Genomic DNA, 20859 nt, shown 5'->3' with positions numbered 1-20859 from the left:
GAGCCTCAGGCGTGATAGGCGAAATCTGGAACGTCGGTGACGAACATATGCCCCGGCGCATGGGTGATCGCAAAGGGTACGCGGGAAGCCATCACGGCCGCCTGCGGGGTGACGCCGCAGGCCCAAAAGACGGGAATTTCGCCCGGCTCGATGCGCACCGGATCGCCGAATTCCGGCTTGGCGAGATCCTGGATGCCGATCTCTTCCGGAGTGCCGATATGCACGGGTGCACCATGCACCGCCGGGAAGCGGCCCGAGATCGTTGCGGCGTCCGCCACGCGGGACGCTTGGATCGGCCGCATGGAAACGACCATGTTGCCATGCAGCCGGCCGGCCGACCGACAGGGCTTGTTGGTCAGATACATCGGCACATTGGACTTTTCGGCGATGTGACGGATCTCGATCCCGGCCTCCACCATCGGCGTCTCGAAGGTGAAGCTGCAGCCGATCAGGAAGCTGACGAGATCGGGATATTCCGCCCAAGCCCCAGTCGCATCCGCGGTCTCTTCGGCGAGTTTTCCATCACGCCAGATGCGATAGAGCGGCAGATCAGTGCGTAGGTCAGCACCTGGTGCGAGCAGGGTCGCATGCGAGCCGGGATCGGATACATCGAGCACAGGGCAGGCCTTTGGATTGCGCTGCGCATAAAGCAGAAAGTCGAAGGCCCAGTCGCGCGGAAGCACGATCATATTGGCTTGAGTGAAGCCCGGCGCGACGCCCGAGGTCGGCTCGATGCTACCTGCCCGATAGCGTTCGCGGGCCTTTCGAGCGGGCTCGGTGTTGATGTGACGAAGATATTCCATCGTGATCACTGCGTGTCTCCCTCAGCTTTGATCAGGCGGACAGAAAGGAGCGGACGGTAATTCCGTCAACTTCGAAGACGCGGCGGATTTCCTGGGCAATGGCTACAGCGCCGGGGCTGTCGCCATGCACGCAGATCGACCGGGCGTTGATCTTGATGGTCGAGCCGTCGATTGCTTCGAGCGTGCCCTCATGGGCAAGCTGCAGCATGCGGCGAGCAATCAGCTGAGGATCATGCAGTACGGCACCCGGTTCACGGCGTGAGACGAGCTCGCCATCCGGCGTATAGGCCCGATCGGCAAAGGCTTCCGCAACGGTCTTCAGGCCGGAGTCCCGGGCGAGCTTGAGGATCGGTGCGTTGGCAAGGCCCATCAACACCAGCGAGGGGTCCACCGCTTTGATGCCATCAATTACCGCCTGGCCTTGCTTCGGGTCGTGGGCAATGCGGTTGTAGAGCGCACCATGCGGCTTGACGTACCCGACAGTGACGCCAGCTGCAGAGGCGATACCCTTCAGTGCGCCGATCTGATAGATGACGTCCGCGGTCAGCTCGTTGCTTGTGACATCCATGTCACGCCGGCCGAAGCCGACGCGATCAGGATAGGAGACATGCGCCCCGATCGACACACCCTTTTCGGCTGCGGCCCTGACGGTTGTCAGGATGCCGAGCGGATCGCCGGCATGAAAGCCGCAGGCGACATTGGCGCTGGAGACGATGGCAAGCATCGCCTTGTCATCGCCCATGCCCCAGGCGCCATAGCTTTCACCGAGGTCGCTATTCAGATCGATGGCAGTCATAACAGGTCTCCTTAGGCCGACAGAAGCGCGAAAATCGGGCCGATCGACTTGTAGCCCATGTACCAGGTGAGGGCGCAAGCCAGAACGCCAAGCACCAGCAGCCAGCGCGGATAGCGATAGCCACCCATCAGGTCGGAACGGGCCCAGGCCGCATAGATGAAGATCGACAGACCGATCGGCAGGATGAGACCATTCAGGCCGCCGACGAAGACCAGCATCTGGGCCGGCGGGGTTGTGATAATCACATAGAAGAACAGCGATACCGCGATGAAGATCACGGTCGCGATGTTGCGAGCCCGCTCGCTTATATCCTGCTTGAAGATCGTGAGGAAGGAAACCGAGGTATAGGCGGCGCCGATAACCGACGTGATGGCGGCGGCCCACAGGATAATGCCGAAGATGCGCATTCCGACATCGCCGGCGGCTGCCTGGAAGGCTTGGGCGGCCGGGTTGGCCCCCTTGCCCGAGACATCTATCACGGCACCGCTGGCGACTACACCGAGCACGGCGAGAAAGAGGACGTAGCGCATGACGCCGGTGACAGCGATGCCGGTAAGCGCTGCGCGGTTGACGGCGCTGAGGTTCTCGATGCCGACCGTGCCCTTGTCGAGCAGGCGATGGGCGCCGGAATAGGTGATATAGCCACCGACCGTGCCGCCGACGATCGTTGTGATCGTGGCGAAGTCGATCGTTGCCGGCAAAAACGTCTGGAACAGCGCTTCGCCGACCGGCGGGCCTGACGCGATGGCCACATAGAGCGTCAATGCAATCATCAGGATGCCGGCAAAGATGATGAAGCGGTCGATGGCCATACCGGCGCGCTTCGACAAGAAGATGCCGATCGAAAGGACCGCGCTGATTGCGCCGCCGATTTTCGGATCCAGCCCGACCATCGCGTTGATTCCAAGACCCGTGCCGCCGATATTGCCGATATTGAAGAACAGCCCGCCGACGATAACGAGTATGGCAAGCAGATAGCCGGAGCCCGGGATTGCCGCATTGGCGAGATCTGAGGCGCGCATGCGCGTCAGCGTCACGATCCGCCAGATATTAAGCTGCACGACGAAATCAATGACGATCGAGGAAAGGATCGCAAAGGCGAAGGCTGCGCCGAGCTTCGTTGTGAACGTTGCCGTTTGGGTAATGAAGCCCGGGCCGATGGCCGAAGTGGCCATCAGGAAGATCGCGGCCGTGAGCGCCGCGCGGCGCGACTTGACCGACATGCCAGACGACGTGGCCGACGCGCCGTCACTGGATGAAATAGATAGCTGTTCCATTAAACCCTCTCCTTATGTGCGGACCGCCCTCAATCCCAAGGATGGGCCGCGTGAAATTATTGACAGAGCCAGCGTCGCCGCGTTTCACAATTCTGTCAATATTGTTCAACGATTTTATCTTATCGTTCTACTATAATGCAAAAATGTTGAGCGATATGAACTTTCCTTGGGCACAAAATGCCCTTTATGGAGTAAATTTAGCCATGCTCGGGACCGCTCTTGCCTCCTTTCGTGCCATCAACGATAAGGACGCCGATGCGGAGCGTTCATTTTTCATGGTTGCCCGACTGATCGTGAATCATGTCTGACGTCGCCATGATCCGCTTGGCGAGATCGTTCCTCTCATGGTTCCGATGAAAGCGCTAACCGCTGTATCGATCCACGAGGAGGACGGATGTTTCATCCTTGTTCATGCATAAGGGGCTTTGATGGTTGAGCAGGAGACCATATCGGCGCTTGCGCCGCGGCTGGCGGAGGAGATCCGCGACAAGCTGATCGCAGGCGAATTGAAGCCCGGCCAACGTTTATCCGAGGCGGCGCTCAGCGCCGGGCTGGATGTGTCGCGCAATTCACTGCGCGAAGCCTTCCGGCTTTTGACTAAGGAAAACCTGTTGCGCCACGAGCCCAATCGCGGCGTCTTTGTCGCAACGCCGAGCATGGCCTCGATCATCGACATCTACCGGGTGCGCCGGATGATCGAATGCCAGGCGCTCGCCAAGGCCTACCCCAAGCATCCGGCAGTGGCGCGCATGCGCTCGGCTGTCGAGCGTGCCACGGTCGCGCGCGATGCCAAGGACTGGAGCACGGTCGGCAGCGAAAACATGGTCTTTCACGCTGCGATCGTGGATCTTGCCGACAGTCAGCGCTTGAATGCCTTCTATGCTCAAATCGCCGCAGAACTGCGGCTCAGCTTCGGTCTGCTTGCCGATCCCGAGTTGTTGCACGCGCCCTATGTCGACCTGAATGCGTCGATCGTCGAAAAGCTCGAGGCGGGGTCAACGGCCGAAGCCTCCGCAGCACTCGAGTCATACCTAATACAGTCTGAGCGCACGGTTCTCGCTGCTTTCTCGCGGATTGATAAGGGCAAGTGATACGTGAAGTGACCCGCCGCTAAAATCTTAATCTCGCGCTCCTCAGGCCGCCGGCGCGCCGCTTCATTGCGAAGCAGCGCGCCAGCGGGTTGCCGAAGAGTTGCTGGCAACAGGGGTGTCGACGGTGCTGACGAGAAACTTCCGACCCGAAATCGAAAAGGTTCTGGAGCTCCTCGCGCACGAAATGGCAGGACGATCGGAAAATTCCGTCGTCGGATTGCCGCTGCGCTTCATAACCGCATCGCCGCGTTGTCTCGGCAATATTGTTATTTTATCAATTACATATGCGATTTTTCTGGCGGAAGAGAGTGGGAGTCGAACCCACGAAAGACCGTCTCTCGGCCCCTCCCGGATTTGAAGTCCGGACGCCCCACCGGGGACGTATCTCCTCCAGAAACGATATCGCCGCCGGCGATACTATTCGTCAAATTGCCGAAGAGGTCCAGACGGATGGGATCGACGCGACGGAGATCGCCGCGACGCAGCGTGACCCGATGACGATCGAAAAAATCGAGAATCTGGATCGCGACCTTGCGGCCATTTTCGACACGGTCGCGAAACTGCATCGCGGTGAACCAGCCCTTATCGGCGCCGGAGCTGATCTCCGCGATGATCGCCACCATTTCCGCAACCGTCTCACGCAGGAAGAAGTGATCGTGTGCCACTTCATGCACCTTGCCCATGCGGCCGCCGAGTTTCAACAACCGGCGCGTCTGCGGCTCGGGGATCGCCAGGAATGCGGCAATCTCGCGAACCCGCGGCGGACGAAACCGCTCGGCCCCGCCCAATAGCGGCTCGATCCCTCCCCAGAGCCGCTCGTCGGCCAATGTCATCGTTGCTTGATGTCCGGCAAGCCGGACCCACGCTCCGTCCAGCACGATCCCTCCCCCACCGATGAGGTTCTGCAGAGCGGCGCGAAACGCGGGGATCGGCAAGCGCAGGTCGAGTCCTGCCCGCAACAGCTCAATGCCCATGCCTGGCAGATCCTGGTTCTCCGCATGGAACGTCTCAAGCCGGCTCAGAAGGTTGGCGCGGAATTTCTCCCAGCGATCTGGCGAAATGGCGAAGGTCGTGTCATCCACAGGCAATTGCACCGTTCCCATCGAGGCGACCAGGGCGCCGGCATCTGCCTCGGCAACTGCCCTGTCGCGGGCAAAAGCGGCAACGTCGACGTAAAATGGAGGCACCGCGAGCAGGGCCTCGAATGCCCGTTCGGGCGCAACCGAGGTCAGAGCTTTGAGCTGAGCGGTCCGCTCCGGCGTCCGGCGCTTGCGCGCCGGTGCGCGTAAATCCAGGAATCGGCCGCCGCCAACCGTGCGCTGGGCCGAAGTGTCGCGGATGACGTAGCGGTCGCCGACCGCAGCCGCGATCGGACTGTCCAGCACAAGCTGCACAAGGGTATCTGTTCCCGGCATTACCGATTCTCCGGCAAGTAGGACGATACGGGCACCGACCTCTGCCGATGTGTGATGAAGCCTGACGGGGAACCAGTGACCGATGGGCTTCACCTCTGAACGAAGCACACGCAACGTTGCGTCGATACGGCTCGCCGGGGCATGCAGGCTTGGCTCACACACCATGTCACCGCGATTGATGGCCGTTTTCGTGATGCCTTGGCCAACGAGGTTGAGGGCGCAACGATCCCCCGCGCAACCATTTTTGCTTGGTCTGTTCTGCGTATGGATCGAGCGTACCCGGGCGACAAGGCCGGAAGGGCTGACCGTGACATGATCCTCGATCGACACCATGCCTGAAAGGACTGTCCCGGTCACGACCGTGCCTGCCCCCTGAATTGTGAAGGAACGATCGACGGCCAGACGAAAGCGCCCTGTCGCCCGCCGCCGCATGAATTTCCGGGCTGCATCGGCGATTTCGTCCCGCAGAGGTTCAATACCCCTGCCTGAAACCGTCGAGACGGCGATGGCGGGAACAGCGCCGAGCGGCGAGCGGGCAAGCTCGTTGCGCACAGCGGCTTCGACCTCGACGAGGCGGTCTTCCTGCACGAGATCGGCCTTGGTGAGGGCGACAGCGCCATGCTCGATGCCAAGAAGATCGATAATGGCGAGATGTTCGCGCGTCTGCGGCATGATGCCGTCATCGGCTGCGACGACCAGGAGGACGAAGTCGATACCGCAGGCGCCGGCAAGCATCGTGTGGACGAATTTCTCGTGTCCCGGCACATCGACGAAACCGAGTGTCTCCGCGCCGTCCACGGGCATATAGGCAAAACCCAGATCGATCGAGATGCCGCGGGTCTTTTCCTCTTTCAGCCGGTCAGTGTCGATGCCGGTCAGCGCGCGGACGAGAGATGTCTTGCCGTGATCGATATGCCCCGCCGTGCCGACGATCATGATCCATTCCCCTTTTCGGCCCCGGCAGAAAAGGTGAAGGCTTCGCTCTCGAAACCTTCTTCGACCGGCAGGGCGATGCGGCGAATGCCAGCAGCGAAGCTCTCTTCATCTTCGAGGCAGCGCAGGTCCAACAGCAGCGAACCTCGTTCGATGCGGCCGATGACCGGGATAGGAAGACGCCGCAATGCCGCCGCCAGTCCGGCGAGCATCCGCCCGCTGCCTTCGACCGGCGTCAAGGCCAGCCCCGCGCTCTGCACGGTCGTAAGCGGCAGCGCGCCGGAGCCGATCTGGCTTTCGCAACGGATGACCGAGACGCGGAAGGCGTTATTCAGCACGTGTTGCATGACAGGCGCCAGCCGCTCCGCCTGCGCGTTGATTTCGGGCTGAGAACGGGAAAGCAGCCGCATCACCGGGAGGCGCTCGCCCAGGCGCTCCGGATCGCGGTAAAGCTTCAATGTCGCTTCGAGAGCGGCCAACCTGATCTTATCGACCCGTAGCGCGCGCTTCATCGGGTTCCTGTTAATCGTCTCGATAAGTGTCCGGCGCCCGACAATGAACCCGGCCTGTGGCCCGCCGAGAAGTTTGTCGCCGGAAAAGGTGACGACATCTGCACCCTCGCCGATCGCCTCGCGGACGGTGGGTTCGTGTGCAAGCCCGAAACGGATCAGATCGATAAGGGTGCCGGAACCGAGATCGTTGATCAGCGGCACGCCCTTGTCGCGGGCGATGCCTGAAAGTTCGCGTGCGCCGACTTCCTTGGTAAAACCTTCTATTCGATAGTTCGACGTGTGGACCTTCAGTATCACGCCTGTGCCAGGACCGACGGCATCCCTGTAGTCCCGGGCATGGGTGCGGTTCGTGGTGCCGACCTCGACGAGACGGACGCCCGAGCGTTCCATGATGTCCGGCATGCGGAAGGCCCCGCCGATTTCGATGAGTTCGCCCCGGGAGACGATGGCTTCCCGGCCGGCGGCCAGGCTGTTCAGCACCAGAAGGACGGCCGCAGCATTGTTGTTGACGACGGTTGCATCTTCAGCGCCCGTCAATTCGCAGATCAGCGCACGCAGATGATCATCCCGTTCGCCGCGCTTGCCATTCTTAAGATCGAATTCGAGCGCAACAGCCTCGCGCATGGCCGCTGCCGCTGCATCGATCGCGGCTTCCGCAAGGATGGCCCTGCCGAGATTGGTATGGAGCACCGTGCCCGTCAGGTTGAAGACGGAGCGAAGCATCGGGCGATCATTCGCGTCAAGCCTAGAAAACGCAAGAGCCGCGATCTCCTCGCGTGATGGGACTTCCTGCCCCTGGCGCACCTTGTCTCTCGTTTCAGAAAGGATGGCGCGGATTGCCTCCGTCGCCGCGATCCGCCCGAAACATTCGATCGCGGCGGCGGCGGGAGCTGTCTTCAAGATCTGGTCGACGGATGAAATATCCCGCAGGTTGGCGCTGGCGTCCATCTCTCCCACCTCAAAAGCCGGCCAGGAGCGGTGCAAATCCACCCCGGCGATACGGACCTTCGCGCATCAGAAGGTCCAGGCTCAGACTTGCCACATCGTCGGCGACCGCATCGACCCCCGGCTCCCTATCCTGATAGAATATCTTCGACCAGCCGTGGCATTCGTCACAGGTTTCGGCTTTGACGACGCCGCCCTGCCCTTCTATCTCCTGATAGCCGATGCCTTTGGTGGAGCCGCAAAGTGTGCATTTGACCCGGACATAGTGCCAGAAAGTGCCGCAAAGCGAACATGAGCAGAAGCGTGCGCCATGCGAGCCCGGCCAGCCGACGACCATGGACGATACCGGCCTGCTGCCACATGCAGGGCAAAGACCATCAGCCACCGGCACCAGCATTGCTGCGTCGAGAACAGAGGCAAGCCGAGCGAACTGCACCTGAAGCGCTGCCCAGACGAACACGTGCTCGGCAATCGCATCCGCAGGCAAGACACTGGAAAACACGTTCTGCACCATTGCCAAGCGGTTTCTGACGTCGGCCTTGGCGACGCGCGCAAGCGCTTCGGCAGCCGCAGCCGGCTTTTCGATAGTGTCGGCGGCTGCAAAGAGGCGATCGAAGATGTCGCTGATCGTTCCGCCGCCGTCTATCTCTCGGTCGAGCGGCGGCATTTCAAACTCCCGGGCACGCTTGATTCTGCCGGGATCCGGACGTTCCGGAAGTGGCAGAGCCGCCTGGATATCGTGTTGAGCTTCGGAGAGCTGTGCGAGGAAAATAAGGTAAGGCGAAAGGCTGCTGGTTTCAGCGAGTTGACGCAGACGTTTCGACCTGGCCGAAAAGAGCAAGGCGGAATCCGGAAGCCGTGCAAACGGTGGCGATGATACATCCCCAATTGCCGTTGGATCCGGCAAGACCGCGCTTTTGCCTTTCATGACACTCCCTCACGAACCGCACGGGCCACGTGATGCAGACCCTGACGCCCGGTTTATTCGGCGGGCGTTCCTCCCGATTTTCTCCCTGATGACCTGGTGACCAGTTCACGCAGCCATTTACGATGATGCCGCCACGCCCAGCCGCCTGTCACCGAGCCGCGCGTCATTGCCCGTATCGTACCGCGTACCCAGAAGGCTGAATAGACATGAATGATCCAGACATTGATGATGACGACGGCTGCGATTGAATGCGACAACACCGCCCATCGCTTCTGCTCGATCGTGGTATAGGCCGAAAAATACTGATCCCAGATGATCAAGCCTGTTGCGATCAGGATAGTGATCAAGATCGACATCGACCAGAACACGACCTTCTGACCAGCATTGTATTTGCCGACCTCGGGCGCACGCTCCTCGTGACCAGCCAGGACGTCGCGGCCGTGTGCGAGCCAGTCGCTGTCCTCCCTCCTCCAGAGGTTTGCCTTCCAGAAACGCAGGAAAAGGCCGAGAAAGCTGAAGAAGAGCAGAACGCCGATCCACGGATGAATGATGCGGGTCAAAGGGCCGCCGCCAAAGAGCGCAGTCAGGAAAAAGAGGCTTGGATGGAACAGGGCCAGCCCGGAAAGCCCCAGAAGCACGAGACTTGTCGCCGTGATCCAGTGATTGATCCTGGCTCCTCCAGTATAGCGATCAACTGTCACCGGCTTGCCTGGGTGAACACCCTCGCCTTTTGCTGCATCATCTTTTTTGGTGTCCGCGCTCATGAGGAACCGTCTCCCGTCAATCTCTGCGCCGCCTCTTCGTCCTCCTCGGAAACCCGATTGGGTCCGTTGACAAGATAGTGAAAGAGGCCGGTGACAGCCGCCACACCCATGACCGCGAGCCCGGCATATTTCGTAACACCCTTCCAGGCCTCGATGACCGGGCTGATCCGCGGATTGCTCGGCAGATCGGCGTAAATCTCTGGCTTGTCGGCGTGGTGGAGCACGTACATGACATGTGTGCCGCCGACGCCCGGCGGATCATAAAGGCCGGCATTTGCAAATCCACGGGACTTCAGATCGGTGATCCGCCCTTCGGCGTGCTGCTTCATTTCATCTTTCGTACCGAAGACGATTGCCTGCGTCGGACAGGCCTTGGCGCAGGCAGGTCCCTGGCCGACAGCGATACGGTCGGAGCAGAGCGTGCATTTATAGGCCGTGTGGTCGACCGCAGAAATACGCGGAATATCGAACGGGCATCCTTTGATGCAGTAGCCGCAACCAATGCAGTTCTCGTGCACGAAATCGACGATGCCGTTCGAATATTGCACGATTGCACCCGGCGCCGGACAGGCCTTGAGGCAGCCGGGATCTTCGCAATGCATGCAGCCGTCCTTGCGGATCAGCCATTCGAGATTGTTCGTTTCCGGGTTTTCCCACTCGGTGAAGCGCATCAACGTGAACATGTCCGGCGTCAGATCATGCGGGTTCTCGTAAATGCCCACATTCTCCTCGATGGCGGGGTGCGTGTCGTTCCACTCGATGCAGGCCGACTGGCAGGCCTTGCAGCCGATGCATTTGGAGACGTCGATAAGCTTCGCCACCTCGGTCTGGCGCTCTGCCGGCGGGGTCACGCGTGACGCCGAACGGCGGATGAGATCCCGTTCGCCGAATCTTGGGCTTTCAGGCGTGACTGTCGGATTTGGAACAGGAGGGAACATGGCTACCGTCTCCTATGCCACCGGCCCGGCGATGGGCTCTATGTTGACCAGGAACGCCTTGTATTCGGGCGTCTCTATGTTTGCGTCGCCGACGAAAGGCGTCAGCGAATTCGGGCCGAAGCCCTTCTTGGCAGCTCCGGTAAACCCCCAATGCAGTGGGATGCCCACGACATGGACGGCCTTGCCGTCGCACATCAGCGGCTTGATCCGCTTGGTAACAACCGCCTTGGCCCTGATGGAGCCGCGCTTGGACCAAACACGCACCCAACCGCCTTTGGCGATGCCTTTTTCCGATGCGAGTTCCTCCGAAATCTCGACGAAGAACTCCGGCTGCAGCACGGCATTCACCCAGACATGCTTCGTCCAGTAGTGGAAGTGTTCGGTGAGGCGGTAGGACGTCGCCGCGTAGGGAAACTCCTTAGAGGCCGGTTCGGCAAATTGCTTGAAATCGTCCTCGAATACCCGTGCGGCCGGATTGCCGCGCACTGCGGGGGCAACAAGATTGGCAACCGGCGATTCGAATGGCTCGTAGTGAGCCGGGAACGGCCCGTCGCGCATCATCGCCCTTGTGAAAAGGCGAGAGACGCCTTCCGGATTCATAATGAACGGCCCGACATCGGCAGGCTTGGCCGTCGGCGCGATATCGGGCACGTCATAGCCCGACCATTTTGCGCCGTCCCATTCGATCAGCTTGCGGCTTGGATCCCATGGCTTGCCGGAAAGGTCTGCCGATGCGCGGTTATAGAGGATACGACGGTTGACAGGCCACGAGAAAGTCCATTTCAGATAGGCGCCGGTCTCGTCCGGATCCGACGTGTCACGCCGGGCCATGTTGTTGCCGTTCTCGTTAAAGCAACCGGAATAGATCCAGCACGCCGAGGAGGTCGAGCCGTCGTCGCGAAGGGCCGCGAAGCTCGGCACCAGCTTGCCTGCCTCGGCCACTACCTTGGTAGGATCAGCCGTGTCGAAAACGGTGGCAAGCGCCCGTCCGTTGATCTCCTTGGCAAGTTCCTCCGCCGTCGGCTCGCCTGAATCGGCGTACGCCCAATCGAGATTGACGATCGGATCGGGGAAGGTTCCGCCTTCCTTGCGATAGAGCTCCTTCAGACGCACATGGATATGCGCCATGATCCAGTTGTCGGTCTTGGCTTCGCCGGGAGGGGTGCCGCCCGGCCAATGCCATTGAAGCCAACGGCTGGAATTCGTCAGCGACCCCTCATCTTCGGCAAAGCAGGTGGACGGCAGCTGGATGACCTCCGTCTGAATTTGCGAAGAATCGACGTCGTTGAAGTCGCCGTGGTTCTCCCAGAACCGTGAGGTTTCGGTATCCAGCGGATCCATGGTGACGAGAAATTTGAGCTTCGACAGTGAAGCGGTCGCCTTCGCGCGGTTTGGAACGGCCAGAAGCGGATTGAACCCTTGGCAAATGTAGCCGGTCATCTTGCCCTGGTTCATGAGTTCGAAAGCGCGCAGGACGTCATAGCCCGGCACGTCGAGCTTCGGCAGCCAGTCATAGGCGAACTTGTTTTCCGGCGTCGCCGCCGAACCCCACATCGCCTTCAGGAAGCTCACGAAGAATTTCCTGTAGTTCTGCCAATAGCTCATCTGATTCGGGCGGAGCGGCTTGAAGCCGCGTGTCGACATGTAGCTGTCGAAATCCGCTTCCTTCTCGTTCGGCAGCGTCAGATAGCCAGGCAACAGGTTCGACATCAGTCCCACGTCGGTGAGGCCCTGGATGTTGGAGTGACCGCGCAGCGCATTCATGCCGCCGCCACGCATCCCGATATTGCCGAGGATCAGCTGCAGCATCGCCATGGCGCGGATGTTCTGCGAGCCCTTGGAATGCTGCGTCCAACCGAGCGCATACATCGAGGTCATCACCTTGGTCGGTGACGAGCATTCCGCAATCATCTCGGCCACCTTCAGGAACTTGTCCTTCGGCGTGCCGCAGATGCGGTCCACCATCTCTGGCGTATAGATGGCGACATGCTCCTTCAGGAGGCTCCACACGCAGCGCGGATTTTTCAGCGTATCGTCAATCACGGCATAGCCGTCCTCACCGATCACGTAGTCCCAGCTCGACATGTCGTAGCCGCGCTTGGCCTCGTCATAGCCAGTGAAGAGCCCGTCTTTGTAGGCGAAGTCGTCCTTGACGATGTAAGCCGCATTCGTGAAGGCCTTGACATAGTCCCACTGCACCTTGTCATTGCCGATGCAGTAATTGATGACGCCGAGCAGGAAAGCGATATCCGTGCCTTGGCGGATCGGTGCGTAAACGTCGGCGACCGAAGCCGAACGTGTAAACCGCGGATCCACGACGATCAGCCTTGCGCCGCGATTGGCTTTCGCCTCCGTAACCCACTTGAAACCGCAAGGGTGTGCTTCGGCTGCGTTACCGCCCATGATGACAACAAGATCGGTGTTCTTGATGTCGGTCCAGGAGTTGGTCATTGCGCCGCGGCCAAATGTTGGAGCCAAACTGGCTACCGTAGGGCCGTGTCAGACACGCGCCTGATTGTCGAAGACCAGCATTCCGGCGCTGCGCACGACCTTGTAGGTCTCCCACGCCGTCTCGTTCGTTGTCGCAGATGCGGCAAGGAAGCCCGTCGTCGTCCACCGGTTCACCGCAAGGCCGGCGGCGTTCCGTTCGACGAAATTGGCGTCGCGGTCGTCCTTCATCAGCCGGGCGATGCGGTTAAGCGCATCATCCCAGGAAATGCGCTCGAACTTGTCCGACCCGGGCTTGCGGATCATCGGATATTTCAGCCGCGTCTCGGCCTTGACGAAATCCAGCAAGGCTGCGCCCTTCGGACAGAGCGTGCCGCGATTTGTGGGATGGTCGGTATCGCCCTCGATATGGATGATCTCGGCCTTCTCGCCTTTTTTCAGGTCACCCTTCGAATACATGATGATGCCACATGCCACAGAGCAATACGGACAGGTGTTCCGTGTTTCGGTGGTGTTCACGAGCTTGAAAGCGCGGATCGCTTCGGCATGGACCGCTTCGACGTCGCCGAAGCCAAAAGCCCCGAGCGCCGTAACCGCAACACCTGCGCCGGCCGCCGCTAGAAACTGGCGCCGTGAGAGCTCCATGTTCATGGCTTGATACCTCCCCTGAAGCCGGCTTCGCCAATACGGCAAGCCGGAGAATTGGAGACACTCTCTGCAATTCGAGACGTAGCTCGATTTTTAGAAACTAGGTCAGCACATTTTATTGTCAAATCAATAAGAAGCTCAAAATTGTGAATGTAACTGGCTGGAATCCGGAAAGCTGTGCGATCAGTCGGGAATATCTTCATCCAACCGTCGAAACGCTTCGAAGTTGATGGATATGCAGCGCGTCGCCACCATGACAAAAATTGACGTCCAGCTTTAAAGCGATGATAATAATCGAATGGGTTTGCTTGCCGCTCCCGAGTTTCGGGGCTTTGCGCATTGCGCTGCCGCATCAGGACCCGCCGGAAATGGCGGAGCCCCGGGATCGTGCCCCCACCCGTTTTCCGTAACATTGGAATTTTTCGACAATACAGAACTGCGAACCGCTGTGGCGGATTCGGCAGTATCCGATTGCGACCTTTATGGGAGGCCATCATGGATAATCCTGCTGCAACATCGCCCTTCCGCCTGACGGCGCTCGCTCATGGCGGCGGCTGCGGCTGCAAGCTGGCGCCGTCTGTTCTACAGCAATTGCTTGCGGGCCAAGCCGCGGCCGCGCCCTTCGCCCGGTTGCTCGTGGGAACGGAAACAGGCGACGATGCCGCCGTCTGGCAGCTTGACGATGAAACCTGCCTGATCGCGACCACCGATTTCTTCATGCCGATGGTCGATAACCCCTTCGATTTTGGCCGCATTGCCGCCACCAACGCGATCTCCGACGTCTATGCCATGGGCGGCAGGCCGCTGATGGCACTCGCCATTCTCGGCATGCCGATCGACAAAATGCCCACCGAAACGGTACGGGAGATATTGAATGGCGGCAGCGCCATCTGTGCAGAGGCCGGCATTCCCGTCGCAGGCGGTCATTCGATCGATTCGCCGGAGCCGATTTACGGCCTAGCGGTCGTCGGCACTTGCCCGGTTTCCGGCCTGCGCCGCAACAGTGACGCAAGAGCTGGCGATGCGCTGATCCTGACGAAGGCACTCGGCGTGGGTATCTATTCGGCAGCCTTCAAGAAAGGCGCCCTGCCACCGGACGCCTATGGCGAACTCATCGCGTCAACGACGCTCCTCAATAGCGTCGGAGCAGAACTCGCCTTGGATGCCGACGTCCACGCCATGACAGACGTCACCGGCTTCGGCATTCTTGGTCACGCCCTTGAGATGGCTCAGGGATCGAACAAGCGGATATCGCTTAGAGTCAGGGACATGGCTCTTCTTGCCGGCGCCGCCGAACTCGCCGAGCAGGGTTTCGTGACCGGCGCATCGCAGCGGAACTGGGCAAGCTACGGTATGAACGTTTCCCTGCCCGACAACCTCCCAATATGGCAGCGCCATATACTCACCGACCCCCAGACCTCCGGGGGTCTGCTCGTTTCATGCAGCATGGCTCAAGCGGAAGAATTGCTCGGAAAGATCGTTGCGGTAGGCTATCCCGCAGCGCGGATCATCGGTGTGGTCGAGGATGGCGGGTCTGGACTGCGCGTCGCTGCCTGAGCGAGTTCCGCGTTTCGGCGCACACAAGATCGATTTCATTGTCGTGGCCGCCCTCGATTGAAACAATGCAGAACCGGAAGTTCGCGCTCGCGGCAAGGGACAGATGGCGATCTGTCGCCATTCGGCTTTTCTGAATGCTGCACAGGATCGAAGACTGGCGGCTGGTCTGGCCCAGGCGCTCACGTGCCTAGTATTCTCAGCCTCCTCTGACTGAGCCACGCCAAACCAGTTGAGCGTGCAACCTCAGGGATTGGTTTTCGGCTCGACTTTCCGCATCATTTCCAAGCCAAGCAACGGCTTGCCGCGCGATTGCCTCCACGGGCTGCGCGAAGGTCGTCAACTGGTAGGAAGACCAGGATGCCTGCTCGATATCGTCAAAGCCCACAATGCAAAGCTGATTTGGTATGGTCATTGAGAACTGATGCCTGGCTGCATCCATAAAACCACAGGCAAGAAGATCGGTGGCGCAGAAAACTGCATCCGGACGATCCTTTCTGGTCAACATGCGCTGCGCCAGGATCTTGCCGGCCTCGTATCCTGTCCAGCCATAGCGCTCAACAATGACATCCAAGCCGAAAGTTTTCGCAGCGGCAATGAAACCGTGTTCCCGCGCCATGAGGCTAGGCGTGCCCGCTTCCGAGTTCGCGAACGCAAGCTTGCTGCAGCCAGCACGAAGAAAGGCTGTTACCACTCGTCCCGCTGCTTCATAATCATCGAGATTGATGCGAAGCGGACCGGGTTGATCATCGTCGCGATTGATCAAGACGAGCCTTTGTCCGTTTCTCAGGCAAAGCTGCGTGATCGATTTATCCGGCAGCCCGGATAGTATGATTGAAGCATCTGCGCGATACCGAATGGCTTGGCTTAAAGCCCGATCCACACTCCCGTCCGACCGATCCGTGTTCACGAGCATCGCAACTTTGCCGACGCTCTGCAGCTGCTGCGTCAATTCCCGCAGCAAGGCCGAACGATAGGGCGTGGCGACCTCTGAAACAATGAGGCAGACGATGCCGCTTTCATTCCGCATCAGCCCGCGCGCCAGATGGTTGACGTGATAGCCGAGCTCGTCGGCGGCTTCCATTACCTTTCGCCGTGTTTCGGCCGATACGCTCGCCCCGGGCGTGAAAGCCCGCGAAACAGCGGAGCGCGACACCCCTGCTCTTTTGGCAACTTCGTCAGCGCTGACAAAAATCTTGGACGACACAGCTCCTCCTATCCCCTCATCGGATTTTGCTACGCTTTGCAATAGCGTGCAAGCCGTCTTGCAGCGATGCTTTATGAAGGTTTTATGAAGAATGTGATTGACAGTTTTTGGCGCCTCATGCACCATTTGCACACGCTTGCAACGAGCGGACGGCGTGGAGGCGCCGTGATAATCAGGAGGAAATAATGGGTTCGGTAAAAATTGCCGCGGCAGCGCTTGTCGCGAGTGTGACTTTTGGCGCCTATTCGGTCCACGCCGCTGGGGACCTCAATCTCATCTGCTCCGCAGATGTCGTTATCTGTGAGATGATGAAGGACCGCTTCGAGAAGGAAACGGACATCAAGGTGAACATGGTTCGGCTGTCGTCCGGCGAAACCTATGCAAAGATCCGCGCCGAAGCGCGCAACCCAAAGACCGATATCTGGTGGGCCGGCACGGGCGACCCGCATCTCCAGGCCGCAAGCGAAGGGCTAACGCAGGAATACAAGTCGCCACTGCTCGACCAGCTTCAGGATTGGGCAAAGAAGCAAGCCGAAAGCGCAAATTACCGTACAGTCGGCGTCTATGCCGGCGCGCTCGGCTGGGGCTACAACACCGACGTGCTGCAAAAGAAGGGGCTGAAAGAACCGAAATGCTGGGCTGATCTCCTCGATCCATCCTACAAGGGCGAGATCCAGATCGCCAACCCCAACTCATCGGGCACGGCCTATACCGCCCTTGCAACGCTTGTACAGATCATGGGCGAGGACAAGGCGTTCGAGTATCTTGGCAAGCTCAACGCCAACATCTCGCAATACACAAAATCAGGCTCGGCGCCGGTCAAGGCCGCCGCCCGCGGCGAAGCAACGATCGGCGTCGTTTTCATGCACGACGCAGTCGCCCAGACGGTGGAAGGCTTCCCGGTCAAATCGGTCGCGCCTTGCGAGGGGACCGGTTACGAAATCGGCTCCATGTCGATCATCAAGGGCGCCAAGAACGTCGGAAACGCCAAGAAGTGGTATGACTGGGCGCTGTCCGCCGATGTTCAATCGCACATGAAGGATGCGAAGTCCTTCCAGCTGCCATCCAACAAGTCGGCGGAAGTGCCGAAGGAATCGCCGAAGTTCGAGGACATCAAGCTGATCGATTACGATTTCAAGACCTATGGCGAGCCGGACAAGCGCAAGGCGCTGCTTTCGCGTTGGGACAAGGACATTGGCGCGAAGGCAAACTGATCTTTTGATCAGAGGGGCCTATGGCCGGCTGGCGGAAGGCGCCGGCTGGCGGGTCAATGCGGCAAGGCCGGGAGCGCATTTCATGAAGAACCACACTCGCAGACTGGATACCGCTCTCGTTTTTGCTGTTGCCGCCCTGATGCTGCTCCCGTGGTATCGGATCGAAGGCGGCTTCTTCGGCCTTGGCTGGCTGTCTAGCTTCCCGGGTGATCCCTCCACGGCGCCCGGCATACTCCAGATCGTCCAGCATGGCCGATGGTGGCTCGCGATCGCCGTTTTCTTTGTTTTGCTTGGCGGCATCGCGCGCCTCCTCCCCGATCCAGCGCGCCGCGGTACCTTGGTTGCGTGGGCAGGCGGCCTTGGTCTTCTCCTTTTGGCGCTGCAGGGACTTGCGATCGGTTTTTCCGGCTGGACCTGGACACTCAGCGAAAGGTTCTTTGGGGCATTGCCAGACGGCCAGCCCGCCATCGGCGCCGGAGCGGTCGTCATCGGCTTCGTTTTCGTGCTGTTCTTTGCCTTCGGCCTCGCCGAGCGCGGTGTTCTGAAGGGTGACGCCTTCGTCTCCGGGGCCATTGCCACGCTCGTGCTTCTCGTCACCGTCTTCGTCTTCTATCCGATCGGTAGCATGTTCGTTGGCGCCTTCCAGGACTTCGACGGTTCCTTCAATCCGCATGGTTTTGTCAGCAATATCCAGGATTCGTCCGTCTGGAGCGTCGGTTGTATCGCCGGCGGCGAGCGATGCGGTGTCGCCTGGCGCACCTTATGGCTCGCGATCACGACGGCGTCGGCGTCGACAACGCTTGGACTCTGCTTCGCCCTAGTCGCCACCCGCACGCACTTTCCCTTCAAGAAAAGCCTGCGCCTGCTCACGATCTTGCCGATCATCACGCCGCCGTTCGTCGTCGGCCTTTCGCTCACCCTGCTTTTCGGCCGTTCGGGCATTGCAACACAGTTCGTCTCCTCGCTGCTCGGCGTTGAGCCCGGCCGTTGGCTCTATGGCCTGACCGGCATCTGGATCGCGCAGGTGCTCTCGTTCACCCCGATCTCCTTCCTCGTACTGATCGGCGTGGTCGAAGGGGTCAGCCCGTCGATGGAGGAAGCATCGCAGACCCTGCGCGCCGGTCGCTGGCGCACCTTCTGGCGTGTCTCGTTGCCGCTGATGAAGCCGGGCCTGGCGAATGCCTTCTTGATCGGCTTCATCGAAAGCATGGCGGACTTCGGCAATCCGCTGGTGCTCGGCGGAAGCCATGGCGTGCTGTCGACCGAAATCTTCTTTGCCGTCGTCGGCTCGCAAAACGACCCATCGCGGGCAGCAGTCCTTGCCATGATCCTGCTCTGCTTCACGCTTTCGGCGTTCCTGGCACAGCGTTTCTGGCTATCGGGCAAGAATTTTGCGACGGTTACCGGCAAGGGCGATTCCGGCCAGCATATCGCGCTACCGCGCAGTCTTTCAATCGCCGTCCATGCGATCGTCGTCCCTTGGATGATTTTCACGATCGTCGTCTACGCGATGATCCTTTTCGGCGGTTTCGTGCGTACCTGGGGGCTCGACAACTCGCTAACATTTGAACACTATCTGCGTGCATTTTCGATCGGGTTGCGGGATGACGGCGGCCTAGCGTGGACGGGGGTCGCCTGGAATTCGTTCTGGACGACGATGGAGATCGCCCTGATCTCCGCCCCGCTCACCGCCGCTGTCGGCCTTTTGACTGCCTATCTCATCGTGCGGCAGAAGTTTGCGGGGCGGAGCCTCTTCGAATTCGCGCTGATGATGAGCTTTGCGATCCCAGGCACCGTCATCGGCATCAGCTACATCATGGCCTTCAACCTGCCGCCCCTCGAAATGACTGGCACGGCATTGATTCTTGTCGCCTGCTTCGTGTTCCGTAACATGCCGGTTGGCGTGCGCGGCGGCGTGGCAGCCATGAGCCAACTCGACAAGAGCCTCGATGAAGCCTCGCTGACGCTGCGCGCTGATAGCTTCCGCACGATCCGCAAGGTTATCCTGCCTCTGCTGCGGCCAGCGATCACAGCAGCACTGGTCTATTCCTTCGTGCGCGCCATCACCTCAATCAGCGCTGTCGTTTTCCTCGTTAGCGCTCAATACAACATGGCGACATCCTATATCATCGGTCTCGTCGAGAACGGCGAATACGGCGTCGCCATCGCCTATTCTTCAACGCTGATCATCGTCATGGTCGCAGTCATCGCAGGCTTCCAGCTTCTCGTCGGCGAACGGCGGCTGCGGCGCGAAAACCGTGTTGCACTTGCCGTGCCCACTGCCACCGCACCTCTCGGTCAGGAGAAAACCGCATGAGCACCAACAAGCCCGGTTCCGTCGTTTTCCAAAACGTTCGCAAGACCTTCGGCGCCTTTACGGCGATCCCCGACCTGTCGCTGACAATCGAGCCTGGCACCCTGGTCACGCTGCTCGGCCCCTCCGGCTGCGGCAAGACGACGACGTTGCGCATGCTGGCGGGCCTCGAACATCCGTCCGCCGGGCGCATCCTGATCGGCGGCAAGAATGTGACGATGCTGCCGGCAAACGAGCGCGACGTCTCGATGGTCTTCCAGTCCTACGCGCTCTTCCCCCATATGACGGCACTTGATAACGTCGCCTATGGCCTTGAATCCTCGGGATTGAAGCGCAAGGAGGCCTGCGATCGCGCCGAAGAGGGCCTGGAGCTCGTCGGCCTCGCCGGCATGGGTCAGCGCTTGCCTGCCGAGCTCTCCGGCGGTCAGCAGCAGCGCGTCGCCGTTGCCCGCGCCCTTGTGCTCGAACCACAGGTGCTGCTTCTCGACGAACCGCTGTCAAACCTCGACGCGCGGCTTCGCCGCCGGGTGAGGACGGAAATCCGCGAACTGCAGCAACGCCTCGGCTTCACGGCCGTCTATGTCACCCACGACCAGGACGAGGCGCTCGCCGTGTCCGACCAAATCATCGTCATGAAGGACGGCGAAGTGGCCCAGCAAGGTGCGCCGCGCGATCTCTACGATCAGCCGAGCTCCGCATTCATCGCCGACTTCATGGGCGAGGCAAACGTCATTCCCTGTGATGTTGTTGGTGTCGAAGGCGGGGACGCGACGATCAACGTCGAGGGCCTGGTGCGACGCGTCCCCGGCCGCAATGTCCGCACCGGACCGGCACAGCTCGCGGTGCGCCCGAACGCCATTACGCTGTCAGTGCGGAATGGCGGCACTTTCAACGGACAGATCACCCATGCGGCCTATCTCGGCGATCACGTGGAATATGAAGTGAAGACAGCCAACGGCACGCTCTTCGTCGTCGATCCGGCGGTGGAAACAGCGCTTCCGCCTTTGACAGAGGTGGAGATCGGCTTCAAGGATCGCGGAATTGCCATCATCGGCGGCTGAACACCGCATTT

The 20859-nt window shown here is 60.1% G+C and carries 15 protein-coding genes, 1 tRNA gene and 1 pseudogene; 6 read left to right on the top strand and 11 right to left on the bottom strand.

From position 1 onward, the window contains the following. Positions 1–5: 5 nt before the first annotated feature. Genes N2599_RS25615 through N2599_RS25605 form a run of 3 tightly spaced genes read right to left on the bottom strand, consistent with a single transcriptional unit; the run spans position 6 to position 2876 of the window. Entirely contained in the window at positions 6–803 is a 798-nt protein-coding gene (locus N2599_RS25615; RefSeq protein ID WP_027511576.1) for a putative hydro-lyase, read from the bottom strand. A gap of 31 nt (positions 804–834) precedes the next feature. Next, entirely contained in the window at positions 835–1599 is a 765-nt protein-coding gene (locus N2599_RS25610; RefSeq protein WP_027511577.1) for a LamB/YcsF family protein, read from the bottom strand. Positions 1600–1610: 11 nt separating this feature from the next. Further along, positions 1611–2876 carry an NRAMP family divalent metal transporter gene (locus N2599_RS25605; RefSeq protein WP_027511578.1) on the bottom strand — a complete coding sequence of 422 codons (1266 nt, stop codon included), beginning with the start codon at positions 2874–2876 and terminating at the stop codon, positions 1611–1613. Positions 2877–2926: 50 nt separating this feature from the next. Between N2599_RS25605 and N2599_RS25600 the strand changes: the two genes are divergently transcribed. After that, positions 2927–3184, top strand: a complete 258-nt coding sequence (locus N2599_RS25600) for a hypothetical protein (protein WP_156915311.1) — start codon at positions 2927–2929, stop codon at positions 3182–3184. 120 nt (positions 3185–3304) lie between these two features. Then, on the top strand, positions 3305–3967 hold the full coding sequence (locus N2599_RS25595) for a GntR family transcriptional regulator (RefSeq protein WP_027511579.1): 663 nt from the start codon (positions 3305–3307) through the stop codon (positions 3965–3967). Between the two features lie 296 nt (positions 3968–4263). Here N2599_RS25595 and N2599_RS25590 read toward each other — a convergent pair. The 7 genes and pseudogenes from N2599_RS25590 to fdnG form a co-directional block, all read right to left on the bottom strand. Then, positions 4264–4359, bottom strand: a tRNA-Sec gene (locus tag N2599_RS25590). A 129-nt stretch (positions 4360–4488) separates the two neighbouring features. After that, a pseudogene (gene selB, locus N2599_RS25585) lies at positions 4489–6318 on the bottom strand (selenocysteine-specific translation elongation factor); the annotation flags it as partial. Next, on the bottom strand, positions 6315–7775 hold the full coding sequence (gene selA / locus N2599_RS25580) for an L-seryl-tRNA(Sec) selenium transferase (RefSeq protein ID WP_063829617.1): 1461 nt from the start codon (positions 7773–7775) through the stop codon (positions 6315–6317). The pseudogene selB and the gene selA, both read right to left, overlap by 4 nt. Before the next feature lie 10 nt (positions 7776–7785). Continuing rightward, a complete protein-coding gene (fdhE, locus tag N2599_RS25575; RefSeq protein WP_027511582.1) occupies positions 7786–8700 on the bottom strand; it encodes a formate dehydrogenase accessory protein FdhE in 915 nt (304 codons plus the stop codon). A gap of 53 nt (positions 8701–8753) precedes the next feature. Beyond that, entirely contained in the window at positions 8754–9464 is a 711-nt protein-coding gene (locus tag N2599_RS25570) for a formate dehydrogenase subunit gamma (RefSeq protein ID WP_027511583.1), read from the bottom strand. Further along, positions 9461–10402, bottom strand: coding sequence for a formate dehydrogenase subunit beta (gene fdxH / locus N2599_RS25565; protein ID WP_027511584.1), 942 nt, complete (start codon positions 10400–10402; stop codon positions 9461–9463). The genes N2599_RS25570 and fdxH overlap by 4 nt, the downstream gene beginning before the upstream one ends. Positions 10403–10414: 12 nt before the next feature. After that, positions 10415–13501, bottom strand: coding sequence for a formate dehydrogenase-N subunit alpha (fdnG, locus tag N2599_RS25560; protein ID WP_084606549.1), 3087 nt, complete (start codon positions 13499–13501; stop codon positions 10415–10417). 492 nt (positions 13502–13993) lie between these two features. Here fdnG and selD point away from each other — a divergent pair, with 492 nt between their 5' ends. Continuing rightward, positions 13994–15055, top strand: a complete 1062-nt coding sequence (selD, locus tag N2599_RS25555) for a selenide, water dikinase SelD (protein WP_027511587.1) — start codon at positions 13994–13996, stop codon at positions 15053–15055. A 196-nt stretch (positions 15056–15251) separates the two neighbouring features. Here the strand turns inward: selD and N2599_RS25550 are convergent, their stop codons facing one another. Then, positions 15252–16259 (bottom strand): LacI family DNA-binding transcriptional regulator, encoded by a 1008-nt coding sequence (locus N2599_RS25550; protein ID WP_027511588.1) that lies wholly within the window; start codon positions 16257–16259, stop codon positions 15252–15254. A 185-nt stretch (positions 16260–16444) separates the two neighbouring features. Between N2599_RS25550 and N2599_RS25545 the strand changes: the two genes are divergently transcribed. From N2599_RS25545 to N2599_RS25535, 3 genes are all read left to right on the top strand, one after another. Next, on the top strand, positions 16445–17473 hold the full coding sequence (locus N2599_RS25545) for an ABC transporter substrate-binding protein (RefSeq protein ID WP_027511589.1): 1029 nt from the start codon (positions 16445–16447) through the stop codon (positions 17471–17473). An 82-nt stretch (positions 17474–17555) separates the two neighbouring features. Beyond that, the gene (locus N2599_RS25540) at positions 17556–19790 is read left to right on the top strand and encodes an ABC transporter permease (protein WP_027511590.1); all 2235 of its coding nucleotides are present in this window, start codon (positions 17556–17558) and stop codon (positions 19788–19790) included. After that, positions 19787–20848 carry an ABC transporter ATP-binding protein gene (locus tag N2599_RS25535; RefSeq protein ID WP_027511591.1) on the top strand — a complete coding sequence of 354 codons (1062 nt, stop codon included), beginning with the start codon at positions 19787–19789 and terminating at the stop codon, positions 20846–20848. The genes N2599_RS25540 and N2599_RS25535 overlap by 4 nt, the downstream gene beginning before the upstream one ends. Positions 20849–20859 lie beyond the last annotated feature (11 nt).

It is taken from the genome of Rhizobium sullae (genome assembly GCF_025200715.1).
GTDB classification, from domain to species: domain Bacteria; phylum Pseudomonadota; class Alphaproteobacteria; order Rhizobiales; family Rhizobiaceae; genus Rhizobium; species Rhizobium sullae.
The sequence above is the reverse complement of the archived record's forward strand: the minus strand, read 5'-3'. Positions and strand labels throughout refer to the sequence as shown.

Excerpts from the sequence above, each read along its gene's own strand:
- N2599_RS25615 (WP_027511576.1), bottom strand. The coding sequence starts at position 803 with ATGGAATATCTTCGTCACATCAACACCGAGCCCGCTCGAAAGGCCCGC.
- N2599_RS25610 (WP_027511577.1), bottom strand. The coding sequence starts at position 1,599 with ATGACTGCCATCGATCTGAATAGCGACCTCGGTGAAAGCTATGGCGCC.
- N2599_RS25605 (WP_027511578.1), bottom strand. The coding sequence starts at position 2,876 with ATGGAACAGCTATCTATTTCATCCAGTGACGGCGCGTCGGCCACGTCG.
- N2599_RS25595 (WP_027511579.1), top strand. The coding sequence starts at position 3,305 with ATGGTTGAGCAGGAGACCATATCGGCGCTTGCGCCGCGGCTGGCGGAG.
- selA (WP_063829617.1), bottom strand. The coding sequence starts at position 7,775 with ATGGACGCCAGCGCCAACCTGCGGGATATTTCATCCGTCGACCAGATC.
- fdhE (WP_027511582.1), bottom strand. The coding sequence starts at position 8,700 with ATGAAAGGCAAAAGCGCGGTCTTGCCGGATCCAACGGCAATTGGGGAT.
- N2599_RS25570 (WP_027511583.1), bottom strand. The coding sequence starts at position 9,464 with ATGAGCGCGGACACCAAAAAAGATGATGCAGCAAAAGGCGAGGGTGTT.
- fdxH (WP_027511584.1), bottom strand. The coding sequence starts at position 10,402 with ATGTTCCCTCCTGTTCCAAATCCGACAGTCACGCCTGAAAGCCCAAGA.
- selD (WP_027511587.1), top strand. The coding sequence starts at position 13,994 with ATGGATAATCCTGCTGCAACATCGCCCTTCCGCCTGACGGCGCTCGCT.
- N2599_RS25545 (WP_027511589.1), top strand. The coding sequence starts at position 16,445 with ATGGGTTCGGTAAAAATTGCCGCGGCAGCGCTTGTCGCGAGTGTGACT.
- N2599_RS25540 (WP_027511590.1), top strand. The coding sequence starts at position 17,556 with ATGAAGAACCACACTCGCAGACTGGATACCGCTCTCGTTTTTGCTGTT.
- N2599_RS25535 (WP_027511591.1), top strand. The coding sequence starts at position 19,787 with ATGAGCACCAACAAGCCCGGTTCCGTCGTTTTCCAAAACGTTCGCAAG.